Annotated in this window: 17 protein-coding genes; 9 read left to right on the top strand and 8 right to left on the bottom strand. The window is 43.2% G+C overall.

Annotated features, from left to right (window positions below):
• The first annotated feature begins 10 nt into the window (after positions 1-10).
• Positions 11-913: a TIGR01777 family oxidoreductase gene (locus JNUCC1_RS11815; RefSeq protein ID WP_156645695.1), complete on the top strand. Its 903-nt coding sequence runs from the start codon at positions 11-13 to the stop codon at positions 911-913.
• Positions 914-1,158: 245 nt separating this feature from the next.
• Positions 1,159-1,716: a GNAT family N-acetyltransferase gene (locus tag JNUCC1_RS11810; RefSeq protein ID WP_156645694.1), complete on the top strand. Its 558-nt coding sequence runs from the start codon at positions 1,159-1,161 to the stop codon at positions 1,714-1,716.
• 132 nt (positions 1,717-1,848) lie between these two features.
• On the opposite strand, the gene JNUCC1_RS11805 is transcribed toward JNUCC1_RS11810, so the two are convergent.
• Positions 1,849-2,142, bottom strand: coding sequence for a hypothetical protein (locus JNUCC1_RS11805; RefSeq protein WP_156645693.1), 294 nt, complete (start codon positions 2,140-2,142; stop codon positions 1,849-1,851).
• 174 nt (positions 2,143-2,316) lie between these two features.
• Here JNUCC1_RS11805 and JNUCC1_RS11800 point away from each other — a divergent pair, with 174 nt between their 5' ends.
• The 7 genes from JNUCC1_RS11800 (at position 2,317) to JNUCC1_RS11770 (ending at position 8,368) form a co-directional block, all read left to right on the top strand.
• On the top strand, positions 2,317-2,739 hold the full coding sequence (locus JNUCC1_RS11800; RefSeq protein WP_231784199.1) for a helix-turn-helix domain-containing protein: 423 nt from the start codon (positions 2,317-2,319) through the stop codon (positions 2,737-2,739).
• A gap of 168 nt (positions 2,740-2,907) precedes the next feature.
• On the top strand, positions 2,908-4,401 hold the full coding sequence (locus JNUCC1_RS11795; RefSeq protein ID WP_156645691.1) for a glycine betaine uptake BCCT transporter: 1,494 nt from the start codon (positions 2,908-2,910) through the stop codon (positions 4,399-4,401).
• A gap of 731 nt (positions 4,402-5,132) precedes the next feature.
• Entirely contained in the window at positions 5,133-5,336 is a 204-nt protein-coding gene (locus tag JNUCC1_RS11790; RefSeq protein ID WP_231784198.1) for a PLD nuclease N-terminal domain-containing protein, read from the top strand.
• Entirely contained in the window at positions 5,336-6,244 is a 909-nt protein-coding gene (locus tag JNUCC1_RS11785) for an ABC transporter ATP-binding protein (RefSeq protein WP_156645690.1), read from the top strand. The genes JNUCC1_RS11790 and JNUCC1_RS11785 overlap by 1 nt, the downstream gene beginning before the upstream one ends.
• Positions 6,244-7,020 carry an ABC transporter permease gene (locus JNUCC1_RS11780; protein ID WP_156645689.1) on the top strand — a complete coding sequence of 259 codons (777 nt, stop codon included), beginning with the start codon at positions 6,244-6,246 and terminating at the stop codon, positions 7,018-7,020. The genes JNUCC1_RS11785 and JNUCC1_RS11780 overlap by 1 nt, the downstream gene beginning before the upstream one ends.
• A 233-nt stretch (positions 7,021-7,253) precedes the next feature.
• The gene (locus tag JNUCC1_RS11775; protein ID WP_156645478.1) at positions 7,254-7,571 is read left to right on the top strand and encodes a hypothetical protein; all 318 of its coding nucleotides are present in this window, start codon (positions 7,254-7,256) and stop codon (positions 7,569-7,571) included.
• 542 nt (positions 7,572-8,113) lie between these two features.
• Positions 8,114-8,368, top strand: a complete 255-nt coding sequence (locus JNUCC1_RS11770; RefSeq protein WP_156645688.1) for a hypothetical protein — start codon at positions 8,114-8,116, stop codon at positions 8,366-8,368.
• 136 nt (positions 8,369-8,504) lie between these two features.
• Here the strand turns inward: JNUCC1_RS11770 and JNUCC1_RS11765 are convergent, their stop codons facing one another.
• The 7 genes from JNUCC1_RS11765 to JNUCC1_RS11735 all read right to left on the bottom strand — a co-directional run bounded on the left by JNUCC1_RS11765 (position 8,505) and on the right by JNUCC1_RS11735 (position 14,252).
• A complete protein-coding gene (locus JNUCC1_RS11765) occupies positions 8,505-9,206 on the bottom strand; it encodes a hypothetical protein (protein ID WP_156645687.1) in 702 nt (233 codons plus the stop codon).
• Between the two features lie 2 nt (positions 9,207-9,208).
• Positions 9,209-10,072 carry an ABC transporter ATP-binding protein gene (locus tag JNUCC1_RS11760; RefSeq protein WP_156645686.1) on the bottom strand — a complete coding sequence of 288 codons (864 nt, stop codon included), beginning with the start codon at positions 10,070-10,072 and terminating at the stop codon, positions 9,209-9,211.
• Entirely contained in the window at positions 10,062-10,439 is a 378-nt protein-coding gene (locus tag JNUCC1_RS11755) for a GntR family transcriptional regulator (protein WP_156645685.1), read from the bottom strand. The genes JNUCC1_RS11760 and JNUCC1_RS11755 overlap by 11 nt, the downstream gene beginning before the upstream one ends.
• Before the next feature lie 126 nt (positions 10,440-10,565).
• Positions 10,566-11,234, bottom strand: a complete 669-nt coding sequence (locus tag JNUCC1_RS11750) for a hypothetical protein (protein ID WP_156645684.1) — start codon at positions 11,232-11,234, stop codon at positions 10,566-10,568.
• A gap of 477 nt (positions 11,235-11,711) precedes the next feature.
• Positions 11,712-12,995 carry an IS110 family transposase gene (locus JNUCC1_RS11745; protein ID WP_156643628.1) on the bottom strand — a complete coding sequence of 428 codons (1,284 nt, stop codon included), beginning with the start codon at positions 12,993-12,995 and terminating at the stop codon, positions 11,712-11,714.
• 157 nt (positions 12,996-13,152) lie between these two features.
• Positions 13,153-13,818 carry a hypothetical protein gene (locus JNUCC1_RS11740; protein WP_156645683.1) on the bottom strand — a complete coding sequence of 222 codons (666 nt, stop codon included), beginning with the start codon at positions 13,816-13,818 and terminating at the stop codon, positions 13,153-13,155.
• Between the two features lie 119 nt (positions 13,819-13,937).
• Positions 13,938-14,252 carry a hypothetical protein gene (locus tag JNUCC1_RS11735; protein WP_156645682.1) on the bottom strand — a complete coding sequence of 105 codons (315 nt, stop codon included), beginning with the start codon at positions 14,250-14,252 and terminating at the stop codon, positions 13,938-13,940.
• Between the last annotated feature and the right edge of the window lie 148 nt (positions 14,253-14,400).

Genomic DNA, 14,400 nt, shown 5'->3' with positions numbered 1-14,400 from the left:
GGTTGAAGCTATGAATATTCTTTTAACTGGGGGGACAGGCTTTGTCGGAAGCCGCTTAACCGAACACCTCAAGACAGGCGGGCACAAGCTGTTTATTTTGACGCGCTCGCCTGATCACCACGAAAACGAGGCTTCTGTCACCTATGTCTCCTATGATATAACAGCGCAGGATCTCCCGGCTATCGATGCCGTTATCAACTTGGCCGGTGAATCGATATTCGGTTACTGGTCCAAGGCGAAGAAACAAGCAATCAAAGAGAGTCGCATTTCCATCACGGAAAAAGTGCTCGATCTTGTAAGGACCATGGATCAGAAGCCAGCTGTATGGGTGAACGGATCTGCCGTCGGATATTACGGCATGAGCCGGGAAAAGATATTCACCGAGGAGACGACAACCCCAGGCGATGACTTTCTCGCTCATGTCTCTTCAGTTTGGGAGAAAACCGCTTCTCAAGCGGAAAAGTTGGGCATCCGCACGGTGTACACTCGATTTGGAGTCATTCTTGGAGATGGCGGAGCGCTTTCCATGATGAAGCTTCCGGTGAAGTATTTTGCCGGTGGAAAAATCGGTGACGGGGAACAATGGCTCTCATGGGTCCATATTGATGATGTCGTTGAACTGATTACATTTTGTCTGCACAACAACGCCATCAGTGGCCCGATTAATGCGACAGCCCCCAACCCGAAACAAAACGACATCTTTATGAAGCTCGTGGCACGCACGCTCCACCGGCCCCACTGGCTGCCTGCCCCCGGTTTTATGATCCGGACAGCCCTTGGTGAAATGAGCCAACTGATCGTCAGGGGACAATACGTCCTGCCGCAGAAAGCACAATTTAACGGCTACCATTTCCGGTATACCGATGCTGAAACCGCCTTGAAAAGCATCCTGGAAAAAGAAGCTGAAAAATGATCGTTTTGTTGCAAAAAAGTATTCCCTTTTCATATAAATGATAGTAAAATAAGTTCAACCAAACAATAAAATGAGCGGTTTCTGGGAAGGCAAATGGTGCGCCACCAGCTTGGGTGCTGGTTCTAGTGGGTTCGATTCCCACCCCGAATTTCAGTTGAAAGCTAACTTAAATTCGAGGGTGGGTATGGCCGGCTGTTTTGCCGTTCTTTTCAAGGTACCCCCTGGAGAACAGGAGGGTATTTTTTATGCTCAAAAAACGTGAATTACATGAAGTTCCTGGTCTTTATGACTTAATGGCGCACCCTGCCGTTTTTCCTTACGTCAGGCACAAGGCTTATTCTTCCGACGAACTTTACTTCCTAACCAAACAAACCATTGAAGCAGAAGCGGCAGGCACAATGATTTCTCGGACAATTACAGATGATTATCTTCAGCCCATTGGTACCATTAATTTATTTGATGTTGAGAACAATGCTGGTTTCTTGGCCACTTGGATCGGCGAACCCTACTTCGGGCAGGGATACAACAAACTTGCGAAAGAATTGTTTTTGAGCGAGTTATTCACAGAACTGGGCATTGAAACAGTATTTATGAAGATCCGCCGGACAAATGTGCGCTCAGCCAAAGCTGCAGCCAAATTGCCTTATGCCGTACCTGCTAACCATTTATATCCGGATGTCTATAAAGCGATCAATGAACGAGAAGATGTGTATGACTTGTTTGCCATTACAAAAACAGCTTATGCGGTGTGCACAAACGCTCAAATGGAGACAGCAGTTACTGGGGATGAAGAAGTTTCTTAACGTTTTTAGATGTGTGCTTGTTGATAAGTTGTCATTTATCTGTGGATGAGTGTGGATAATCTGGATGCGGGCGCTTGTTGTGGGTGTTTATTTGTGTGTAAGTTTGTGAGTAACTGATCAGTTATCAACAATTTAAACCTGAGGGACAATTTCTTCATGCATGTCATTTTCCAAATGCTTCAATGCGTCGGCAATTGCTTCTCCTTTGGACTGCGCAAAGCCATACCCTGTTTTAATGCCTGCAGCTTCAAACATCCCAGCTGCTTGCCAAATGTCATATTGGTCTGCATTGTAAACGATCACCATCACACGAGCTTGTGAAAGGACTTCTATTTCATAGTCCTCAGCATAGAAACTAGCCCTGAGCATTTTGCATTTAGAAAGCGGAGACACTGTCGGATGGTCAACCATTAAGCACCCAATCATTTATATCACCTTCCTTTTCAGATTTTTTGTTCTATTAATGAACATTTTACTATATGTTCCTATTAAGAACAAACAATATCTCCAGAACCATTTTAATCATGATAGGATTAAATTTACTATACGGGAACCGGCTTATGATGCGCGGTCCCTATCCTATTGCAGAGCGTGATGGTTATGGATATCGAACGGTTGGCTTACAACATTAAATACTATCGTGAACAGAACGGCTGGACCCAATTGCAGCTGGCTGATCTGATGCTTGTTTCCCGTTCGGTCATTGCCAAATGGGAAAACGGCGCTGTTAAACCAGATATTGATGCGCTCACCCGGATGAGCCAGCTCTTTCATATTTCACTGGACCGGCTCGTCAGCAATCACCGGCTCAGGGACGATCTTATGAAAGATGCCGAGCGCGAATATCAGGCCGGTCTCAAACCATTAGATGCGGAAACGGTCGCCTTGGCAGATTATTTAATGATGCATCCTGATGTGAAAGAACAGATCTATCACGTAAAAGACATGCCATTCAAAAAACAGCAGTCTCTTTTTCGGCTGATGAATGCGATGATGCAAGAATTTGATTTATATCACAGTTAAACGTCGACACCTGGGTTTTCCGTGGTCTGTCGGCGTTTTTATATGGCTTGTAAAATAATACTAAAATTTTTAAAAATGGGAATAAGATAATTTTAACTGTATTCGCTTGCACGCTTTATCTTTTTTGAGTATGTTAAATAACATACCATTTTAACAAAGGGAGAGAATATGAGGAAAGTATCGAAAGTCTTTTACATCACATTAGCACTCGTAGCCATTGGAGTAATTCTTGGGGTTCTTTATCCTGAAGAAGCAAAAGTAATCACGGAAAATATTAAAGGATTTGTTGCAACGACATTTGGTTGGTATTATATGCTGCTCATGTCAGCAATGGTCTTATTATCGATTATTGTAGCTGTCAGTCCTTACGGGAAAGTTAAACTTGGCAAGGATGATGACAAGCCGGATTTCTCAACACCAACCTGGATCGCCATGCTGTTTTCCGCGGGCATGGGAATCGGTCTCGTGTTTTACGGTGCTGCAGAACCCCTGTTTCACTACGTATCTGATGCACCTCTTTCTGAAGAAGGTACGCCTCAAGCTTTTAAAGAAGCGTTATCTGCTGCTTATTTCCACTGGGGGGTCCACGTATGGGCCATGTATGCCATGGTCGCCCTATCACTTGCTTATTTCCAGTTCCGCAAGCAAGAACCTGGCTTGATTTCCGCAACGCTTAAGCCTTTGTTTGGCGATAAGATGAATGGTCCGTGGGGCGTTTTGATTGATGTACTCGCGGTATTTGCTACTGTATTTGGTGTAGCGACAACACTTGGATTTGGTGCCGCTCAGATTAATGGCGGGCTTAACCATCTGTTTGGAATAGAAGTTGGATTTACATCGCAATTTTTCATTATTGCCGTCGTTACGGTCTTGTTTTTAATCTCAGCCTGGTCTGGGATCGGAAAAGGGATCAAATACTTATCCAACACGAATATGGTCTTGGCTGTCTTGTTACTGATCGTCGTCCTCATTATTGGACCGACTCTGCTGATTTTAAATATGTTTACAGAGACGTTTGGTCTGTATTTGCAAAATCTCTTGGAAATGAGTTTCAGAACCGCGCCACTTGAAGGCGATAATCGTGGCTGGCTTGACGGCTGGACGATTTTCTATTGGGCTTGGTGGGTTTCCTGGGCACCGTTTGTCGGGATGTTCATCGCTCGCGTATCCCGCGGCCGCACAATTCGTTCGTTTATCACCGGCGTGCTTGTCATCCCAACATTGTTTATCTCAATCTGGTATGCGGTTTTTGGCACAACAGCCGGAACGATTCAGGACAGCGGAGTAGATTTAAGTCAATATGCGACTGAACTTGTTTTGTTTAACATGTTTGACCAGATGCCGATGTCGATCATCTTATCGGTTATTGCTATTTTGCTGATTGGCTCGTTCTTCATTACATCAGCCGACTCAGCGACATTCGTACTCGGGATGCAAACGACCAATGGGTCTCTCATTCCACCTGCACAGGTCAAAATCGTCTGGGGAATTGCTCAGTCTGCCGTTGCCCTGATCCTGTTATACGTTGGCGGTCTCCAAGCCATCCAAAACACGATCATATCGGCAGCCTTACCATTCTCGTTCGTCATGATTTTGATGATGTTCGCCCTCTTCAAGGCTTTATCAAATGAAGAAGACGTGCAGGAATTGAAGAAGAAATAACCTGTAGGGTTTATAACAGGCTGCTTTATAAAGTGATCCCTGCTCAACAAATAGGTGACATAAAAGCCTGGAGAAAACTTGAAATGACTGCTTCTAGCAACCGCTCGGGGAAAACACTGCGCTTTCCATGGGCGCTGATGAGCCTCCTCAGTCTGACGACCTCCGGGGTCTCATCTAGGCTTTAGCTCCCATAGGAGTCTCCGTGTTTTCCCCGAGCTTGGTATGAGAGGTTATTCTCTAACTCTTATATGAGTAGAACCGTCCAAGCCACTGAATTAAGTAAAGTGATTGGAGCGGAGGGAAGTCGACTCCTGCGGGAACAGCACGAGTCCGAAGACCCCACAGCAAGCGTATTTTAAGGAAGGTCGACTAAAACCGTCCTTTGCGGACAACGTCGACATACCCCTCGCCGGGGCAAGGAGGGTGAGGCCGTGCCCGCGGCTAGAAGACACTGTGAAAGCGGGTTTCTTGAACAGATGTCGCACTTGAGCTGTGATAAAGTTAAAGCCACTTCCCGGAGCGTAAATCACGGTCCTCTCTCACGCATAAGGGGTTCATTCACGTTCTCTTACTTCGTGGTTTTGAGATACTGTGCCTTAGTAAATAGCAGAAACTTATAAGAATACAACCTTATAAAAAAGGATCCCAACTGACATCAATCGGTTGGGCTCTTTTTTATCCGAACTTTTCTTCTGCTCATTCGTATAACACTATGAAAGGAGAGATTCGTTATGGCTGAACTTATGGATTCTAATTTATTGCTGATGCTTTTGCCGATTGTCATCATTCAATTGATTCTCATGATCGTGGCGCTTGTTGATTGGGTGAAAGCTGATGAAACGAACGGGCCGAAATGGATGTGGCTGCTGATCATCCTCTTGGTCAACTTGATTGGACCGATTGCTTATTTCATTTTCGGAAGGAGGCAAAAGTAATGGCACTTGTTACGGTTTCGAATTTATCAAGGCATTTTGACGGCAAACCGGCTGTCGATCATGTGGATTTCACCTTGCAAGAAGGCCAGACCATTGCACTGATCGGTCCGAACGGTGCGGGAAAAACAACCATTTTACGCACGATGGCGGGTCTGCTTAAACCGACAGAGGGATCAGTAACGTTCAGAGGGATGAAACAAGGGGATGACATTCGCTCATACATAGGCTACCTGCCCCAGTATCCCGCTTTTTACAATTGGATGACCGGGATGGAATTTCTCACCTACAGCGGAGAGCTTGCCCTGCTTTCAAAAAATGATTCTCAGCAGCGTGCCCATAATCTGTTGGAAAAAGTCGGGATTGCGGATGCCAAAGGTCAGCGTATAGGGAAGTATTCTGGGGGCATGAAGCAACGGCTTGGCATTGCTCAAGCGATGATTCATCAGCCCAAATTGCTGATGCTTGATGAGCCGGTTTCGTCTCTCGATCCAATCGGCAGACGCGATGTGCTCACCCTTATGGAAGAACTCAAGCAGGATATGACGATTCTTTTTTCCACACATATTTTAAGCGATGCCGATGAAGTCAGTGATGAGCTGCTTTTGTTGAACAAAGGCCAGATGGTCGAGTCCGGTTCACTGGCAACCCTCCGGAAAAAGTATCAAACCACCAAGCTGGAGCTTTCTTTTGACACGGACCCCGCACCATTCCAAACACTGGTCAATCAACTTGATTCGGTGGAAAACGCCTACGTCGACAAAGACATGCTGCACGTCATCGCGCATGACATTGAGGCTGCCCGTGCAGGCATTTTAACAAAGGCCGCTGCAGAAAACTGGCCGCTCACATACTTCAGTATTAATCGTGCTTCACTCGAGGACATGTTTATGAGGGTGGTGACTGCATAATGCAATGGAATGCTTTATTTCGGAAAGAAGTTCTGGAAAACTGGCGAAATAAAAAGTGGATCTGGGTGCCACTCGTAATGATCCTGATTGCCATCATGGACCCGATCACAACCTATTATACCCCTATGATCATCGACTCTGTTGGCGGATTGCCGGAAGGGAGTGTGCTGGAACTGCCGGAACTCACACCGCCTGAAGTCATTATGATGAGTTTATCCCAGTACAGCCTGATGGGTGTCCTGGTCATTGGCCTCATTTCCATGGGCACAATCGCAGGTGAACGCAAAAGCGGTGTTCTCGAACTTGTGCTTGTCAAGCCGGTCTCATTTGCCAATTACATCACAGCCAAATGGACGGTTTTACTCCTGCTCGTTTGGGTATCCTTGTTCCTTGGCATACTGGCAAGCTGGTATTATATCAACATTCTTTTTGGAGACCTGGCTTTTACCGCCATGCTGCAGGTCGTGGGATTCTATGGCCTCTGGCTGACACTTGTTGTGAGCTTAGCCATTTTTTATAACGCACTCGTCAACAACCAAGGTCTCGTGCTCTTTTTCACCCTCGCGACGGTCATGGTGATGAGCATTGTCACCCAAATCTTTGGCCATGTCCTTACGTGGAGTCCGAACAAGCTGTCTCCGCACATTCAGGAAATGTTGCTCACTGGACAGACAACGAGCGACTTATGGGGATCAGCTGCCGTGACGCTCATCCTTTCAATCGCCCTAGTCATCGGGGCCGTATTCATTTTTCGTAAAAAGGAAATGGCTGCATAGGATCAGTATCGAGCGTACAAAAGTTAAAATAACATACAAAATTAGAGGTCTGAGCACATAGGTTGGGCCTCTATTTAGCCTACCCTAAGAATAACAATACAATATTGTCTCGGATTTTTGCAGGTAAATAGCAGATTAATGTTAAAATGTATATAAGACTTAACTGAAATGTTCCGCAAACGGGCCAGTTTGTTGAGGAAAAATTTAGAAGGGAAAATGGGGTGGGATGAAATATGATTGATGCTGGTTGGCTTAACATCGGCAGTTTGATTCTTGGGTTAGTAGCTTGGATAATCCCTGCTATTAATCTTGTGGAAAAAAAACAAAAGAATAATAAATGGGTTACTCTTACCATTATCAGTTTCAGCGCTTGCGCTATCGCAATATGTTTTCAAATCTTTTATAACCTTTACTTGGTAAAGATTGAAGACTTTGCTGCTCTGGCGGATACAATGCGCGGTGTAGCTGTTGCTTCAACGGTACTTGTCATTGTTACCATTTTATTAAATGTCTTTACGTTGTTTTTACATCGGAATAGGGGTGCTTTGTAAAACAATCGGGCGCGTTTGTTGAATAACAAAGGGAATATATCAAGAACCGTTCAATCAATATGAGCGGTTTTTTTATCTTGAGGCATATTAATTTGAATTATAGGTGTCAGCCCCCCACTCTGTTTAAACTTTAAAGAGTCAGGGGACTGACACCCGTTATAAAAGTCGTTACGTTAAAATTCTCATGAATATTACGGTGTGAGGTTGCCAAGAGACTATATTGCTTGGATAGGACGTCGTTGTCGTTGGATAGAAGTCGTTCTTGCTTGGATAGAATGCGTTCTTCGTTTGATAGATACAGTTCTTGCTTGGATAGAATAGAGTTTTGGTTTGATAGAATGGACTTTTGCTTGGATAGGAGTCACTCTTCCCTTGATAGATGAAGTTGTTCTAACTTGGAAAAGCCACAAAAGTCGGAAGGAAGCCAACCCGGATCCTGAAGCATGATAACCCGTTGTTTTATAATCTTGCGCTCTTCTTTAACAAGCCAAAGCATCGTAAAGTAGTAAGTACTATGACAGATGTGAAATAATGATATAATAATGTTAATTGAAAGGGGCGATAAAGTTGAAGTGGTCAGAAGTAAAAAAATGTACCCCAATCAATTTGTAAAACTAAAAGTACTTTCATCTTATATTGAAGGTAATCAAGAAATCGTCGAGGGGATGGCTGTGATCAGACCTGTACCGGACGAATTAGCAACAAAGGAACTTTTTAAATCAAAAGGTGAAGATTTGATTTATCATACTTCTCATGAAAATATCGTTCTCGAACTCCGACAAGATGTTCGACTTTAACGATTTTGGGTATGAAGATATTAACGGATTACTTGGTTGCATTTGCTAATGCACGCAGGATTTACCATAGACTTATTACATCTCGAAATGAATCAAAAAAGTAGAAAGGGATCGGAAAAAAGATCCCTTTTTCCATTTACCGCGTTTTAACAATTGTAATACGCCGAATCATCGTCCAGACCAAGCTGTAAAGCACAGCCCCAATCGTAAACAACCACACGAACTGCATCAAAGCCCTATGTTCATACAGACTTTTCACCGCATCCGGAATCCAGCTTGTGGCAAGGCCCACGAGAAACAGGACAACCAGCACCCCAACTACGATACCCCCACCAAGCAAACCATATTTATAAAATAGCAGCCCAAGTAAAAACATGCTCGCCAAAATAAAGAACATGACACTTGCATCGATCAATACCCGATTGAGAAACGTATCGTCAAAAACCTGAGCCGCATGCAGCAACTCATAACCGCCAATATTAAACGTCTCCGTCAGCCATGTGAACAGAACATGCACCACACTTACCAGTACCGCCATCACGATGGATAATCCCAGAAAACTGAGCCCGAGGCCGAGAAATATATTCTTCCGTGTCGCCCCCAATTTCAGCAAATGCGGAATGGATTCTTTCACAGTCGCATACCCCACAATAGAGCCATAAATATACGCCGGCATTGATACGGCAAAGACCATCCGCGTGTCTCCCATCATGTCACTGATGAAGAAAGCGATCGTCAGTGAAATCAGCATGGTCCCGAGCAAGATCGACCAGAAGATCGTGAAGTTATACCGCGCGCCCGTTCCGAAAAAATAAAGCGTCCCTTTGATTTGACTCATCTCTATGCCCCCCGTTTTTCCTCAGTTAAATACACCATCAAGTCCTGAATCGGTATGCCTTCAACCGTCAGTCCATGTGCATAAGCCTCATCCATCGCTGATTCACCGTACACATACGCCGTCATCATGCCGGCGATTTCCTTCGTCTGGATGACTTTTTTATCCTGGAGAAAGGCCGTGACATCTGCTTTTGGACCGGAAACGGCACATGCCTTCTCTCTCAACACATCCGCATCCTCTTGAAGTGCAAGCGTGCCATTTTGCAAGATCAGAATTTCTTCAAACAGTGTACTCACTTCATCAATTAAATGGGTTGAAAATATGATCATCCGCTTCTCTTGTTCATACACTTCAACGAGCTTGTCATAAAACATTTTTCGCGCAGACGCGTCAAGCCCAATATAGGGCTCATCAAACATCGTAATCGGCGCCCTGCTCGCGAGTCCTACAATAATTCCAAGTGCCGACTCCATCCCTTTCGACAGCGACTTGATCCGCGCATTCTTATTTAGCCCGTACAGCGCGATCAACTCATCCGCAAGCGCCTGATCCCACTTTGGATAAAAAATGCTGTAAAGCTTGAGCACATTCTTGATCTTCAGTTCTTTTTTGAAATTGTTGCCCTCTTTAATTAAACAGATCGATTCCATCAGTTTCTGATTATCAAACGGATTCTCCCCGTTCACATGCAAAGTCCCGCCCGTTGCGAGAATCTGTCCGGCCAATATATCCATAAACGATGTCTTCCCCGCACCATTTCGCCCAAGCAAGCCAAAGATTTTCGGCTCATCAAGCGTAAAGGAAACATGATCAAGAGCCGGCTTATTCCCATAGCTTTTCGTCAGTTGATCCACATCAATTCTCATCCCTTTTTCGCTCCCCTTTCACCCATTCAATGAGTTCTGCTTCATTAATCTCAAGCTTTTCGGCTTCCTGTTTTAACGGCAAAATATAATGATCATAAAAGGTCTTCTTGCGTTTTTCAATAATGACCGACTTCGCATGTGCCGTCACAAACATGCCAATCCCCCTTCGTTTCACCAAAATATCTTCCGCAACCAGTTCATTAATCCCTTTTGCGGCTGTCGCTGGATTGATTTTATAAAACGCCGCAAACTCATTCGTTGACGGTGCCCGCTCATCCGGATTGAGCGTCCCGCCTATAATCGAATCCTCAATATGTTCCTTAATTTGCACATAAATTGGTTTCGTTTCATCAAGCGCCTTTTTCATCAACATCACCTTTTAAGTTAACTTATATGGTTCATTACTTATGTAACTAACCATATGACTAAGTGAGTTAAAAGTCAATGGTTAAATTTCATAAAAAAAAGCACCCTTCAAGGATGCTCATCATTATTATTCCGTCACCAACACCGAAAAAGCATACAGGGCTTCTCCTTTGAACACATTTTCCAAGTTCCACCTTACCCTGACAACATAATTATACCTGCCTTTTTCCTCAGAGGCTTCAAATCGTGGAACATCCAACTCTGTTTTTATATCTTTTTCTTCTCTATCTATCTGTATTAACTCTATTTGATCAGGCATAGGAAGCAAGTCTCCAGATCCTGCTCTTGCAGATGTTTGAAAGGTTATGTAGTCGCCTGTTCTTACCTTCAATCTCGGAACTGGTTTTGAATCATCCCCCTTAACAAATCGCTCTAGTAATTTATCATGATCCTTAATCTCAGCATTACACCTTTTTCCGTCATCCACACAGGAGGTAATAAATCCAGCTTCATAAGACTTTCCCCCTCCAATAACTTCAAAATTAAAACCCGCCGGAAATTTTTTTCTTGTTTCAGTTTCTTTTTTATTAGATGTAGAAGACGGCTTTTTTTGTTCGCTTTCATTTTGGGAGGAGTTGAAGGTATTGTTTAAGTCATTCTCATCGTTATTATTAGAGGGCGCTTCATCTTCCAATAATCCTTCAAGCGCTGCTTCATCGTCAACGCCTTTATCCGCACATCCAACTAAAAAAACAATGAATAAAACCATTGTTAGTATACGAACAACGTTATTCAAGTTAACGCCTCCCTCTATATAATTAAAATATCTCCAAAATGCTCTTACTTTCTTAGAATTACTCAAACACTTCATTGACATATTGAATGCGGGTTGAGTATCAGGTGTTGATTTCGGAAATTTCGGACGTAGTCTATGCCATCCTAACGCCCAAATTGTGAACATTTGGTGACAAGAGACGTGATAACCGTGCTGAAAATCTCCACACAACTTATGGTCGCTCACCCTCCCATGTATCACGGGATTATTATCCATACATTCCTTCGTCCTGCGTATCCACAAGGTGGAGGTCGGAAATGCTCCTTAGCTGGGTCTATTGCCCGAATGGGTTAAATAAGCTCCGACTCTGCACTATTGGTGTTTGTTCAATCCTAAGGCCATCAGATGCATTTGTTGAAACATCCCAAATGAATTAAAAAGGTTTATTAATCGCTCATTCAGAACCACTTATCTACGTGGAGTAGTTAACATCAATATTCATGCCACCTGACTTGTTTGTAATTCAGGTAGTCCTTGTAGTAGTTTACTTCCATCAAATTCACACTGCTTCGTGCCAATGGCGAATAAGACACGTATCAACTTACCGCACAAAGCGATCAGAGATTGTTGCTTTTTCAAAGGACGATCGGGACGCGTGGTGTAATAATGATGCAATGTCTTGAACGTCGAATTATGTGCTACCAGTGGGCGCACAGCTAAATAGATCGCTCTTCTCAATCGCTTGCGTCCACGCTTGTCTATTCGTGTTTGCCCTTTGAATTTACCCGAGCTGTGTTCTTTTAAGGATAGACCAGCCATACTTACAATTTGCTGGGGATGACTGTAGTTGGAGAGGTCTCCGACCTCGGCGAAAAACGTGGCCACTGTCGTGGGACCAATGCCTTTAATAGCCATCATTTCTTTAGCTCCAGGTAGATCTGTTATAAGTGTTTCGATCTCTTTATCCAATGACACAAGTTGTTGGTTGTACAATTCATATTGATCAAGCAGAGTCTGTAATTCCTGCCTGGCAAAGCGCAAACCTATCTGAACACCAATGCTTTTCTGGGCAGCTTGGACAAGCTGATTGGCACGTTTGATGCCCACACCACTTTTAACGACTGTTTTCCACGTTGAAAGCACGTCTTCAGGGGTCATATCCTGAATATCAGATGGAAATGGGAATTCACGCAGTGTACAAATAGCTGTCTTACCATTCCAGTCATTAAACACATCATCAAACTCCGGAAAATACCGTTGTATGGCGTTTTGGATGCGTCCTTCGACAATCATCAGCTGTTTGGTGAGTTGATCTCGTAATTTAATCCCTTCCCTTAACTCGGCATAAACACCGTCAAGAAGGTTCGGTACAGAGTATCGACCATCCTTAACCATCTGTGCAATAACACGTGCGTCTTTCGTATCATTTTTTGTGGGCGAATTGTCGTCCAGCTCTTTGCTTTTTTTAACATGCATCGGGTTAACTAACACAAAGTCATAACCTTTGGCGTTCAGGTAGTAGGCTAGACTCTTCCAAAAGTGGCCAGTCGGTTCAACGCCAAACATGACATGTGTCTTTTGGTTTTTCTCTTGAAGCCTAGCTACCCAATCAAGCAGCTTTTGATAACCGTGTATTCGATTTTCAAAGATCAATCGTTTGCCAAATTCAATACCTCGATAATCTTGTGCGCGAGCTACGTGTTTGTCTTTTGCGATGTCAATCCCCACGATCAATGTGGATTCTGTGATTTGCGCGATTTTGTGATTTTGGTTATAATTCATTGCGAGTCCTCCTTGGTATTTATTTAATTCGGGGTCATGATCATGACACCCTGTACTATACCAAGAGGGCTCTTTTCTGTTCAAACCTCAAATTTCTTCATTACAGGAATGCTCCTTAAAAATAACTAAATGTCGCAAAAGTTGGAACTCTTACTCATTATTCCGTTACCAACACTGAAAATGCATACAGAGCTTCCCCCTTGAAAACATTCTCCTGATTCCATCTTACCCTTACAACATAATTATACCTGCCTCTTTCCTCAGACGCTTCAAATCGTGGAACATCTAACTCTGCTCTAATATCCTCTTCTTCTCTTTCTATTTGTATTAACTCTATTTGATCAGGCATCGGTAGGAAGTCTCCAGATTTCCCACTTGCTGATGTTCGAAAAGTTATATAATTCTCTGTTCTCACCTTCAACCTGGGAATTGGTTGATAATCATCCCCCTTAACAAACCGCTCTAGCAATTTATCGCGATCTTTAATCTCAGCGTTACACCTTTTTCCATCATCCGCACAAGATGAAATAAATCCAGCATCATACCCCTTTCCCCCACTGTTAACTTTTAGTTTAAAACCCGCCGGAAATTTTTTTCTTGTTTCAGTTTTTTTATTAGATGATGAAGACGGTTTTTTTTGTTCGCTTTCATTTTGCGAGGTGTTGAGGGTATTGTTTAAGTCATTTTCACCGTTATGATCAGAGTGAGTTTCGTCCTTCATTAAGTCATTGAGCGCTGCCTCATCGTTCACACTCTCATTCGTGCACCCAACTAAAAAGAATACGAATAAAACCATTGTTAGTATACGAACAACGTTAATCAAGTTAACGCCTCCTTGTTTTAATGAAAACAATTTCCTTTACCTAATTGCTTGGAAGTAGAATTAAATTAGAAGAGACAGATATATTCTAATAACACTCAACTACTACATGCACCCTCATGCTATTCCTTTTCTTGATCCCCCGGCTCACCAACAGCGCAAGTTCCATGGCAAGTAACCGTGCCTTTGTAATTGGCAATAACAAAATCAGGTGCGGTTTGATAGTCAACCAGTTTAAGTGTGCCCTTCCATCCGAGTCTGTCATAAATATATATGGAAGGGGGGATAGTTCCGAGTGGGTAACGCTCCCACACACTTACAGTTTTAGTCATAGATTCTACCGTTGAGCCTTCATCAGATGCATATGATCCTACAGGTGCGGTTAAGAACACGATACAAGTTAAAAGCATGGTAATAGATAATCCGACACGTTTCATACCTATCTTTCTCTCCTGTATTTTTCTGTCTCTCCTAATAACATATATATTCTACAAATTGTATTAAAAACCCTTTTTATTTATCAATTAATTTTGACATTCATAATTATTTTTGTGTTATAATAACATAAACTTAAAGAAACTTTTT

Source organism: Lentibacillus sp. JNUCC-1, from assembly GCF_009741735.1.
GTDB lineage: Bacteria > Bacillota > Bacilli > Bacillales > Amphibacillaceae > Lentibacillus_B.
Note: the sequence above shows the minus strand (reverse complement) of the source record. Positions and strands in the feature narration are given on the sequence as shown.

What these genes read in the sequence shown, in the direction of transcription:
- JNUCC1_RS11815 (WP_156645695.1), top strand. Translation starts at nt 11, where the DNA reads ATGAATATTCTTTTAACTGGGGGGACAGGCTTTGTCGGAAGCCGCTTA.
- JNUCC1_RS11810 (WP_156645694.1), top strand. Translation starts at nt 1,159, where the DNA reads ATGCTCAAAAAACGTGAATTACATGAAGTTCCTGGTCTTTATGACTTA.
- JNUCC1_RS11805 (WP_156645693.1), bottom strand. Translation starts at nt 2,142, where the DNA reads ATGATTGGGTGCTTAATGGTTGACCATCCGACAGTGTCTCCGCTTTCT.
- JNUCC1_RS11800 (WP_231784199.1), top strand. Translation starts at nt 2,317, where the DNA reads ATGGATATCGAACGGTTGGCTTACAACATTAAATACTATCGTGAACAG.
- JNUCC1_RS11795 (WP_156645691.1), top strand. Translation starts at nt 2,908, where the DNA reads ATGAGGAAAGTATCGAAAGTCTTTTACATCACATTAGCACTCGTAGCC.
- JNUCC1_RS11790 (WP_231784198.1), top strand. Translation starts at nt 5,133, where the DNA reads ATGGCTGAACTTATGGATTCTAATTTATTGCTGATGCTTTTGCCGATT.
- JNUCC1_RS11785 (WP_156645690.1), top strand. Translation starts at nt 5,336, where the DNA reads ATGGCACTTGTTACGGTTTCGAATTTATCAAGGCATTTTGACGGCAAA.
- JNUCC1_RS11780 (WP_156645689.1), top strand. Translation starts at nt 6,244, where the DNA reads ATGCAATGGAATGCTTTATTTCGGAAAGAAGTTCTGGAAAACTGGCGA.
- JNUCC1_RS11775 (WP_156645478.1), top strand. Translation starts at nt 7,254, where the DNA reads ATGATTGATGCTGGTTGGCTTAACATCGGCAGTTTGATTCTTGGGTTA.
- JNUCC1_RS11770 (WP_156645688.1), top strand. Translation starts at nt 8,114, where the DNA reads ATGTTAATTGAAAGGGGCGATAAAGTTGAAGTGGTCAGAAGTAAAAAA.
- JNUCC1_RS11765 (WP_156645687.1), bottom strand. Translation starts at nt 9,206, where the DNA reads ATGAGTCAAATCAAAGGGACGCTTTATTTTTTCGGAACGGGCGCGCGG.
- JNUCC1_RS11760 (WP_156645686.1), bottom strand. Translation starts at nt 10,072, where the DNA reads ATGAGAATTGATGTGGATCAACTGACGAAAAGCTATGGGAATAAGCCG.
- JNUCC1_RS11755 (WP_156645685.1), bottom strand. Translation starts at nt 10,439, where the DNA reads ATGAAAAAGGCGCTTGATGAAACGAAACCAATTTATGTGCAAATTAAG.
- JNUCC1_RS11745 (WP_156643628.1), bottom strand. Translation starts at nt 12,995, where the DNA reads ATGAATTATAACCAAAATCACAAAATCGCGCAAATCACAGAATCCACA.
- JNUCC1_RS11735 (WP_156645682.1), bottom strand. Translation starts at nt 14,252, where the DNA reads ATGAAACGTGTCGGATTATCTATTACCATGCTTTTAACTTGTATCGTG.